This window comes from Streptomyces sp. AC627_RSS907 (genome assembly GCF_019049165.1).
Genome location: NZ_JAGMUE010000093.1, coordinates 1 through 9,426, shown reverse-complemented (window position 1 = coordinate 9,426; position 9,426 = coordinate 1). Strand labels below are relative to the sequence as shown.

At 70.0% G+C, this 9,426-nt stretch carries 11 protein-coding genes and 1 pseudogene; 4 read left to right on the top strand and 8 right to left on the bottom strand.

From position 1 onward, the window contains the following. Positions 1-275: 275 nt before the first annotated feature. Positions 276-446 carry a hypothetical protein gene (locus KUM32_RS20650; protein WP_217143399.1) on the bottom strand — a complete coding sequence of 57 codons (171 nt, stop codon included), beginning with the start codon at positions 444-446 and terminating at the stop codon, positions 276-278. Positions 447-532: 86 nt separating this feature from the next. Here KUM32_RS20650 and KUM32_RS20645 point away from each other — a divergent pair, with 86 nt between their 5' ends. Together KUM32_RS20645 and KUM32_RS20640 are read left to right on the top strand one after the other, a co-directional pair. After that, a complete protein-coding gene (locus KUM32_RS20645) occupies positions 533-1,393 on the top strand; it encodes a hypothetical protein (protein WP_217143398.1) in 861 nt (286 codons plus the stop codon). A gap of 68 nt (positions 1,394-1,461) precedes the next feature. After that, positions 1,462-1,665, top strand: coding sequence for a hypothetical protein (locus KUM32_RS20640; protein WP_217143397.1), 204 nt, complete (start codon positions 1,462-1,464; stop codon positions 1,663-1,665). A 17-nt stretch (positions 1,666-1,682) separates the two neighbouring features. Here KUM32_RS20640 and KUM32_RS20635 read toward each other — a convergent pair whose 3' ends face one another. Continuing rightward, positions 1,683-2,084, bottom strand: a complete 402-nt coding sequence (locus KUM32_RS20635; RefSeq protein ID WP_217143396.1) for a metal-sensitive transcriptional regulator — start codon at positions 2,082-2,084, stop codon at positions 1,683-1,685. A gap of 238 nt (positions 2,085-2,322) precedes the next feature. On the opposite strand from KUM32_RS20635, the gene KUM32_RS20630 reads away from it, so the two are divergent. Together KUM32_RS20630 and pitH are read left to right on the top strand one after the other, a co-directional pair. After that, complete coding sequence (locus KUM32_RS20630; RefSeq protein ID WP_217143395.1) at positions 2,323-2,943, top strand: DUF47 domain-containing protein; 621 nt, start codon at positions 2,323-2,325, stop codon at positions 2,941-2,943. Between the two features lie 7 nt (positions 2,944-2,950). Then, positions 2,951-3,949 carry a low-affinity phosphate transporter PitH gene (gene pitH / locus KUM32_RS20625; protein WP_217143394.1) on the top strand — a complete coding sequence of 333 codons (999 nt, stop codon included), beginning with the start codon at positions 2,951-2,953 and terminating at the stop codon, positions 3,947-3,949. A gap of 150 nt (positions 3,950-4,099) precedes the next feature. Here the strand turns inward: pitH and pstB are convergent, their stop codons facing one another. The 6 genes and pseudogenes from pstB to KUM32_RS20595 form a co-directional block, all read right to left on the bottom strand. Then, positions 4,100-4,876 carry a phosphate ABC transporter ATP-binding protein PstB gene (pstB, locus tag KUM32_RS20620; RefSeq protein ID WP_217143393.1) on the bottom strand — a complete coding sequence of 259 codons (777 nt, stop codon included), beginning with the start codon at positions 4,874-4,876 and terminating at the stop codon, positions 4,100-4,102. A gap of 56 nt (positions 4,877-4,932) precedes the next feature. After that, positions 4,933-5,988: a phosphate ABC transporter permease PstA gene (gene pstA / locus KUM32_RS20615; RefSeq protein ID WP_217143392.1), complete on the bottom strand. Its 1,056-nt coding sequence runs from the start codon at positions 5,986-5,988 to the stop codon at positions 4,933-4,935. After that, positions 5,985-6,986, bottom strand: coding sequence for a phosphate ABC transporter permease subunit PstC (gene pstC, locus KUM32_RS20610; RefSeq protein ID WP_217143391.1), 1,002 nt, complete (start codon positions 6,984-6,986; stop codon positions 5,985-5,987). Before pstC ends, pstA begins: the two co-directional genes overlap by 4 nt. 104 nt (positions 6,987-7,090) lie before the next feature. Further along, the gene (gene pstS, locus KUM32_RS20605) at positions 7,091-8,215 is read right to left on the bottom strand and encodes a phosphate ABC transporter substrate-binding protein PstS (protein WP_217143390.1); all 1,125 of its coding nucleotides are present in this window, start codon (positions 8,213-8,215) and stop codon (positions 7,091-7,093) included. A gap of 241 nt (positions 8,216-8,456) precedes the next feature. Further along, positions 8,457-8,894, bottom strand: a complete 438-nt coding sequence (locus tag KUM32_RS20600) for an NUDIX hydrolase (RefSeq protein ID WP_217143389.1) — start codon at positions 8,892-8,894, stop codon at positions 8,457-8,459. A 36-nt stretch (positions 8,895-8,930) separates the two neighbouring features. Further along, a pseudogene (locus tag KUM32_RS20595) lies at positions 8,931-9,426 on the bottom strand (hypothetical protein); the annotation flags it as partial.

The following is a 9,426-nucleotide window of genomic DNA, read 5'->3' as shown; positions in this document are numbered from 1 at the left end:
GGGTGGGGCAAGTGGGGTGTGGCCGGGGGTGGGCCGGGGTGGTCGCGTTGCCCGGCGCTCGCGGGGTGCCCCCACTCTCCGCTTCTTCCCCGCTCTCGGCTTCGCTTGACGGGGGACCCCCGTGAGTGGGGCCCCCATCACCCGCCCGTGCCGCTCCGGGGGTGCCTCTCGGGCCGTTCAGGCACCGGGGGGAGGCACGAATGCCCGCGGTGACGGTGGCGTTCCCGCGTGGGCGGGTCAGGGCAGGGCGTGTCGTGCGGTTGCCGGGGGCCGGGTCAGGCCGGGGCGTGGGTCCGGGCGTCGGTGCGGGCCTGGCTTCTGGCTCTGCGGGCCGGGCCTCGCCAGCCGCAGGTGCAGCGGGCCAGGCAGAAGGGACCCTGTTCGACTGTGGTCGTGCGGTGTTCCGGCACGTCCGGGGAGGCTTCGAGACCGTTCTGCTGCGCCACGGCACCACGTTACCGGGGTCACCTGCTCCTCGTTAACCCCGACGGCAGGGGGCCCGGAACGGGCGTGGCGGCTGGGGTAGGTGGCGATGGTCGGGCGGGACGAGGAGCGGCGGGGCAGGAGGTCCGGCGGGGGTCTTGCCCTCACCGGGGGCGCGCTCTGTGTGTGTCTGGCCGGCGGTTGCTCGGGGCCGGGGACCGCCGTCGACGGGTCCGGTGCCGGTGATCCGGTCGCCGTGCTGCACCGGGCCGCCGACCGGCTCGTGGCCGCCGGAAGCGCCAAGGCGCACACGGCGATGGAGATGGCCAGCGGCGGGACGCGGGTGACCATCCGGGGCGAGGGCGTGTACGACTTCGAGGGGCGGTCCGGGCGGCTGAAGGTGCGTCTGCCGCAGGACCCGTCGGGCACGAGCGGCCACCGTCCGATCACCGAACTGCTCACACCGGGCGCTCTGTTCATGAAGAACCGGGGCGCCGGTGTGCCCGACGACAAGTGGGTGCGGGTGGAGACCGCCTCGCTGTCCGACGGGAACCTGGTGACCGGCGGGGCGACCGACCCCCTCGCCGCGGCCGAGGTGCTGCGGGGGACGCGGACGGCGACGTACCTGGGGCGGACGGAGGTCGCGGGCACCGCGGTGCGGCACTACCGGGGGGCCGCCGATCTCGCGCGGGCGGCGCGCGAGGCCTCGGAGGGCAACCGGCAGGCGCTGGCCGCGGCGGCCGTCGGGTTCGCCACCGCCGAGGTGCCGTTCGACGTCTACCTCGACGACGAGGGCCGCATCCGCAAGATCCGGCACCGTTTCAGCTTCGCCAACGAGCGGCACGAGGGCACCGTGGCGGTGGCCTCGACGACGCTGCTCTACGACTTCGGCGCCACCGTGCGCGTACGGCTGCCGGAGGACGCGGACATCTACACCGGGAGGATCGCGGAGCCGGGCGGCAAGAACTAGCCCTTCCGTGCCATGCGCGGTGTGTGGGCCGCTCCCTACTCTAGGAAGCCGGTGACGGCAGAGACGAGGTGACGCGCGTGGCTCCGGTCGGCGGTACGGCGGTTCAGGACCACGTGGCCCTCGCCGAGATCGAGCTGTGCGGTGAGCTGATCATCGCGGCGTCGGCCGCCCGGGGGCGGCTCAGCCTGGAGAGCATCGACGAGGTGCTGCGCGTGACGGAGGAGCAGGGGCGCGGCGCCGGGCACCGGGCAGGACCCGGCGGCCGGCCGTAGCGGCCGCGCCCGCACGCTCAGGTGCGCAGCAGCCGGCCGATCGCCTTCGTCGCCTCCTCCACCTTGGCGTCGATCTCGGCACCGCCCTTCACGGCGGCGTCGGCGACGCAGTGGCGCAGGTGCTCCTCCAGGAGTTGCAGGGCGAAGGACTGCAGGGCCTTCGTGGAGGCGGAGACCTGGGTGAGTATGTCGATGCAGTAGACGTCCTCGTCGACCATCCGCTGCAGGCCGCGGATCTGGCCCTCGATGCGGCGCAGGCGCTTGAGGTGCTCGTCCTTCTGTTTGTGGTACCCGTGCACTCCGCGGTCGTGATCGGTCACGGGTGCGGCGCAGTGGTCCGCCACCACGGCGGTGCCGTCCGTCTCCACCGCGTCGGCGGTGGCGGAGGGCGCACCCGCGCCGGCCTCAGTGGTCGTCATCGCGTCCTCCTGTGGGGCAGATAGCGGACATAGGGCGGAGATATACCCCTGGTGGGTATATGGTACCGAACTTCGCGGGGTAGGGGGTCCTCGCCAGGGGGCTCGAACGGGGCCCCCGGTCGCCCCCCTGCTCATCACTGTGCCTGATGGGCGACACTGGAGGACGGCCCGTTAGCCGTGGCCGGATGATGCGCCTAGCATCAGCCTGACCGAAACCGATGCATCCCGAGGACCCCACGTGCGCTTTCGTCTGACCCCCAGGGAGACGAGCTTCTACGACATGTTCGCCGCCTCCGCGGACAACATCGTCACGGGCTCCAAGCTCCTGATGGAACTGCTCGGGGCGGACGCATCCGCCCGGGCCGAGATCGCAGAGCGTATGCGGGCCGCCGAACACGCGGGTGACGACGCCACGCACGCGATCTTCCACCAGCTGAACTCCTCGTTCATCACGCCGTTCGACCGCGAGGACATCTACTCCCTCGCCTCTTCCCTCGACGACATCATGGACTTCATGGAGGAGGCCGTCGACCTGGTCGTCCTCTACAACGTCGAGGTACTGCCCAAGGGCGTCGAGCAGCAGATCGAGGTGCTGGCGCGGGCCGCCGAGCTGACCGCCGAGGCGATGCCGAACCTGCGGACCATGGACAACCTCACCGAGTACTGGATCGAGGTCAACCGGCTGGAGAACCAGGCCGACCAGATCCACCGCAAGCTGCTGGCCCACCTCTTCAACGGCAAGTACGACGCCATCGAGGTCCTCAAGCTCAAGCAGATCGTGGATGTGCTCGAGGAAGCGGCCGACGCGTTCGAGCACGTGGCGAACACGGTGGAGACCATCGCCGTCAAGGAGTCCTGAGCGTTTCATGGACACCTTCGCTCTGGTCGTGACCATCGGGGTCGCGCTCTTCTTCACGTACACCAACGGTTTCCACGATTCGGCCAACGCGATCGCGACCTCCGTGTCGACGCGTGCGCTGACGCCGCGGGCGGCGCTCGCGATGGCCGCCGTCATGAACCTCGCCGGCGCGTTCCTCGGCTCCGGGGTCGCCAAGACCGTCAGCGAGGGGCTGATCGAGACGCCCGAAGGCTCGAAGGGGATGGGGATCCTCTTCGCGGCGCTCGTGGGTGCCATCGTCTGGAACCTCATCACCTGGTACTTCGGCCTGCCCTCGTCCTCCTCGCACGCGCTGTTCGGCGGCATGGTGGGAGCGGCGCTGGCCGGCAGCACGACCGTGTACTGGCACGGGGTCGTCGACAAGATCGTCATCCCCATGTTCGTGTCGCCGGTGATCGGCCTGGTCGCCGGTTATCTCGTCATGACGGCGATCATGTGGATGTTCCGGCGGGCCAACCCGCACAAGGCGAAGCGGGGCTTCCGTATCGCGCAGACGGTGTCGGCGGCGGGCATGGCGCTGGGGCATGGCCTGCAGGACGCGCAGAAGACGATGGGCATCGTGGTGATGGCCCTGGTCATCGCCGACGTGGAGGACTACGGCGACCCCATCCCGGTGTGGGTGAAGATCGCCTGCGCGCTGATGCTGTCGCTGGGTACGTACGCGGGTGGCTGGCGGATCATGCGCACGCTGGGGCGGAAGATCATCGAGCTCGACCCGCCGCAGGGGTTCGCCGCGGAGACGACGGGTGCGTCGATCATGTTCGGGTCCGCGTTCCTCTTCCACGCGCCGATCTCGACGACGCACGTCATCACCTCGGCGATCATGGGTGTGGGTGCCACGAAGCGGGTGAACGCCGTGCGGTGGGGCGTCGCGAAGAACATCATCTTGGGCTGGTTCATCACGATGCCGGCGGCCGCGCTCGTGGCCGCGGTCTCCTACTGGGTGGTGGATCTGGCGTTCCTGTAGCGCGGCCCGGCACCGAGGGGTGCCGCCGCGCCCGGACGCGAACAGCGTCGGCCGTTCCACGGCAATGGGCCCGCCCCGTTTCGGGGGCGGGCCCTTGTGCGCCTCGCGGTGGCACCGCCATGCAGCACCGCGAGGGGATCGGGTCCGGGCCTAGCCGAAGCGGCCCGAGATGTAGTCCTCCGTGGCCTGGACCGACGGGTTGGAGAAGATGCGCTCCGTGTCGTCGATCTCGATTAGCTTGCCGGGCTGGCCGACCGCCGCCAGGTTGAAGAACGCCGTACGGTCGGAGACGCGCGCGGCCTGCTGCATGTTGTGCGTCACGATGACGATCGTGAAGCGCTCCTTCAGCTCGCCGATCAGGTCCTCGATGGCGAGGGTGGAGATCGGGTCCAGCGCGGAGCAGGGCTCGTCCATGAGCAGGACGTTCGGCTCGACCGCGATCGCACGGGCGATGCACAGGCGCTGCTGCTGACCGCCGGAGAGGCCGGAGCCCGGCTTGTTCAGGCGGTCCTTGACCTCGTTCCAGAGGTTCGCGCCCTTGAGGGACTTCTCGACGATGTCGTCCAGCTCGGACTTCTTGTAGCTGCCGTTGAGGCGCAGGCCCGCCGCCACGTTGTCGTAGACCGACATCGTCGGGAACGGGTTCGGGCGCTGGAAGACCATGCCGACCTCGCGCCGCACGGACACCGGGTCGATGCCGGGACCGTAGAGGTTCTCGTCGTCCAGCATGACCTTGCCGTCGACCCGGCCGCCGGGCGTGACCTCGTGCATGCGGTTGAGCGTGCGCAGGAACGTGGACTTGCCGCAGCCGGAGGGGCCGATGAAGGCCGTCACGGAGCGGGGCTCGACCGTCATCGAGATGTCCTCGATGGCCAGGAAGGAGCCGTAGTAGGCGTTGAGGCCGCTGATATCTATGCGCTTGGCCATGGGAATCACTGCTTCTTTCAGGAAAGTCTGGCGATCGGTCGCTGTATGGCCGCGCGTCAGCGACCGGTCTTCGGGGCCTTCCAGCGGGCGATGCCGCGGGCCGCCAGGTTGAGGATCATCACGAAGGCGATCAGGGTGAGAGCCGCGGCCCAGGCGCGGTCGTACGCCGCTTCCGAGCCCGCGCTGTTCGCGTACTGCTGGTAGATGTACAGCGGCAGCGAGGCCTGCGCCCCTTCGAAGGGGTTGTTGTTGATGAACGGGTTGCCGAACACCAGCAGCAGGACGGGTGCGGTCTCACCGGCGATACGGGCGACCGCCAGCATCACACCGGTGGTGATGCCGCCGATCGCCGTCGGCAGGACCACCTTCAGGATGGTGCGCCACTTGGGCACGCCCAGCGCCAGGGACGCCTCACGCAGCTCGTTCGGGACGAGCTTGAGCATCTCCTCCGTGGAGCGGACCACGACCGGCATCATCAGGATCGCGAGGGCGAGGGCGCCCGCGAAGCCGGAGAAGCTCATGTCGAAGATCAGCAGGAGGCTGAGGATGAACAGACCGGCGACGATCGACGGGATGCCGGTCATCACGTCGACGAAGAAGGTGACGGCGCGGGCCAGGTGACCGCGGCCGTACTCGACCAGGTAGATCGCGGTGAGCACGCCGATCGGCGCGGCGATCAGGGTGGCGATGCCGACCTGCTCCACGGTGCCGATGATGGCGTGGTAGATACCACCGCCGGGCTCGGTGTCGGCGACGACGCCCATGGAGTGGGTCAGGAAGTATCCGTCGAGGACCTTCACGCCACGGGCGACGGTCGTCCACACCAGGGAGACCAGCGGCACCACGGCGAGCAGGAAGGCGACCCAGACCAGCGAGGTCGCGACGCGGTCCTTGGCCTGGCGCTTGCCCTCGACGCCGGCGGCGATGACGTACGTACCGAGGACGAAGAGCAGCGCGGCGATGAGGCCCCACTGGATCCTGCTCTCGATGCCGGTGGCCAGGCTGAGGCCGATGGAGACGGCGAGCGAACCCGCGGCGATGGCCCAGGGGGACCACTTCGGCAGCCGGGCGCCCTGGAGCGAGCTCGGGTGCTGGACGGTCGTGGTGGTCATGCGTTGGCCCCCGAGTACTCCTTGCGGCGGGCGATGATCATGCGGGCCGCGCCGTTGACCAGCAGGGTGATGACGAACAGGACGAGACCGGAGGCGATCAGCGCGTCACGGCCGAACTCGTCCGCCTCGCCGAACTTGCTGGCGATGTTCTGGGCGAAGGTGCCGCCGCCCGGGTTGAGCAGGCTGCCGTGGATCAGGAAGTCCGGGGAGAGCACGGTGGCGACGGCCATCGTCTCGCCGAGCGCGCGGCCGAGGCCGAGCATCGAGGCGGAGATGACGCCGGAGCGGCCGAAGGGCAGCACCGACATCCGGATGACCTCCCAGCGCGTGGCGCCGAGGGCCAGGGCGGCCTCTTCGTGCATCTGCGGGACCTGCTTGAACACCTCGCGGCTCACGTTGGTGATGATCGGCAGGATCATGATCGCGAGCAGGATGCCGACGGTGAACATCGAGCGGGCCGGGCCTTCCTCCCACGAGAAGATGCCGGTCCAACGGAAGTAGTCGTTCAGCCAGCCGAACAGGCCGTCCATGTGCGGTACGAGGATCAGGGCGCCCCACAGGCCGTACACGATCGACGGTACGGCGGCGAGCAGGTCGATCACGTAGGCGATCGGGCCGCTCAGCCTGCGCGGGGCGTAGTGGGTGAGGAACAGCGCGATGGCGACGGCGACCGGGACCGCGATGACCATGGCGATGATCGAGGAGACGACCGTGCCGTAGGCCAGGACCGCGATGCCGAAGACCGGCTCGGTGCTGCCCGTGTTCCACTCGAAGGTCGTGAGGAAGTTGCCCTCGTCCTTGCCGATGGCGATGGCGGCACGCCAGGTCAGGAAGACCGCGATGGCGGCCATGACCGCGAGCAGCAGGATGCCCGAGCCACGGGCGAGACCGATGAAGACGCGGTCTCCGGGTCGGGTGACGCCACGGGCGTCGCGCTTGCGCTCGGCCACGGCTGGCTGTGGTGTGGGAGGAGGAGGTGTCTTCGTGGTGATGTCCATCGGGTTCTCCGGTCTGCGGTGCCCTGCTGTGCGCGGGGCTCCTGGCGGCGGTGCACCGGACGGTGCGGCCCGGTCCCGCGGGGGGACCGGGCCGCACACTCAGGTCAGCTCAGGCCCGCGATGGTGCTGCGGACCTTGGTGATGATCTCGTCGGGCATGGGGGCGTAGTCGTTGTCGGCGAGGACCTTCTGGCCGTCCTCGCCGGCGATGTAGTTCAGGAACGCCTTGACGGTCGGCAGGGTCTCCGCCTTGTTGCCCTTGTCGCAGACGATCTCGTAGGTGACCAGGGTGATCGGGTAGGCGCCCTCGGCCTTGGTGCCGTAGTTCAGCTCCAGGGCCAGGTCCTTGCCGGTGCCGACGACCTTGGCGTCCGCGATGGCCTTGGTGGCACCGTCGACCGAGGCCTTGACGGGCTTGGAGGCGCCCGTGTCGATGGCGACCACGGAGGCGTCCTTGGCGTAGGAGAGCTCCATGTAGCTGATCGCGCCGTTGGTCTGCTTGACCTGCTGGGCGACACCGGAGGAGCCGGACGCGGACTGGCCGCCGGGGGCCGTCCAGGCCTTGCCGCCCTCGTACTTCCAGTTCTCCGGGGTGGTCTTGATCAGGTACTTGGTGAAGTTGTCCGTGGTGCCGGAGTCCTCGGAGCGGTGGAACGCCTGGATCTTGAGGTCGGGCAGGTCGGCGTCGGGGTTCAGCTTCGCGATCGCCGGGTCGTTCCAGTTCTTGATCTTGTCGCTGAAGATCTTCGCCAGGGTCGGCGCGTCCAGGACGAGGTTGTCGACACCCTTGAGGTTGTACGCGACGGCGATCGGGCCGCCGACCATCGGCAGGTCGATGCCCTGGCCACCGGTGCAGACCTTCTTGGTGGCGGTGATCTCCTCGGGGTCCAGCGCGGAGTCCGAGCCGGCGAAGGCGACCGTGCCCTGGGTGAACGCGGTGATGCCGGCGCCGGAGCCGCCACCCTTGTAGTTGATCTGGACGCCCTTGCACGCGGCGGAGAACTGCTTCACCCACGCGTCGATCGCGTTCTTCTGCGCGGACGAGCCGTCGGCGAGGAGCTGGCCCTTGGCGTCGTCGCACTTGACGTTGCCGGCCTGCGCGCTCGTGGTGGCGTCGCCGCTGCCGCTGTTACCGGTGTCGTCGGAGCCGCACGCCGTGAGGGCCAGGGCGCCGGAGACGGCGAGAGCACCGAGAGCGAGGGCCCGCCGGTTCTTGCGCTGAAGCTTCACTTGAGGGAGTTCCTTCCAGGAGCCGCCGTCCTGAACCGGCGGCGTGCGGGGACTGCGATGAACTGCGAACAGCGATGAGCTGCGAACTGCGATGAAGGCTGGGTGATACGGACGCGTTTTCGGGGCGCGCCCGGTATCGGTAAGGCTGAAATTAGGCAGAACAGGTGAAGCCGCCGATGGGCGGAAATGAACGCGGGGTGAACCCCTGTGGACGGTGCGGTGAGGTCACGGAACGCTTACGTCAAAGACACGGACTGGTTCCGGACGGCTGGGTGGCGAGCAGCGCGTCGACGAGGGACCGGTCCCCGGGCAGGGTGAGGCGGGCCCGGGCCGCCGCGGGCGGCAGCCACAGGATGCGGTCGACCTCGTCGGAGGGGGTGAAACCGCCGGTGGTGGCCGCCGCCGCCCAGTACCGGACCTCCTTGGGGCGGCCGTCCACCAGATAGCGCGCCGTGGGCAGCTCGGCGCCCGGCACGGCGTCGTACCCCGTCTCCTCCGCCACCTCGCGCAGGGCGCCGGCGAGCGGGTCCTCACCGCGCTTCAGCTTGCCCTTGGGGTGCGACCAGTCGTCGTACCTGGGCCGGTGGACGAGGCAGAGCTCCAGGCCGGGTGCGCGCGGGGCGCGGCGCCACAGGACGCAGCCCGCCGCGCGCACGGTGGGGTTTTCGGCCGGGGTCACGGTGACGCACGCCTCCTGTCCGACGCCAGGCCCGCCCTACGGCAGCCTGATGGGCTCCTTGCGCCAGCTGTGCTGGAACGCGTACCTCGCCGCCTCCACCTCATGCCGCTGGTCGGCGTGGAGCACGCCGAGCGCGTACGCCGTCGCCGGGGCGATGCGCGGCGTACGGGCGGCCTGGGCCGCGGCCGCGGCGGCCTCCGAGGCGTCGCGGTGGCGGTCCAGGGCCTCGGCGGCCGCCAGGAGACGCACGTCCTCGGTGACCGCTCCGTCCCCGCCCGTCAGTACTTCGCGTGCGTACCGGTGCAGGCGCAGCAGCAGGCGCACCTGGTGCCACTGGGCGTCCTGGGGGTGGGGCGCCGGCTCCGGGGAGAGGCCGTGGACCAGTGCCTGGGCGTTGTACGGGCTCCCCGCGGTGACGAGGGGAAGCGCGGCCACGGCGTCGGTGAGACGGTCCTCCGCCGCGGCGGCCAGGAGGCGGAGGGCGTCGGCGGTCTCGGGGGTGGGGGGCGTCGGGTGCGCGGGGGTGGTGGGG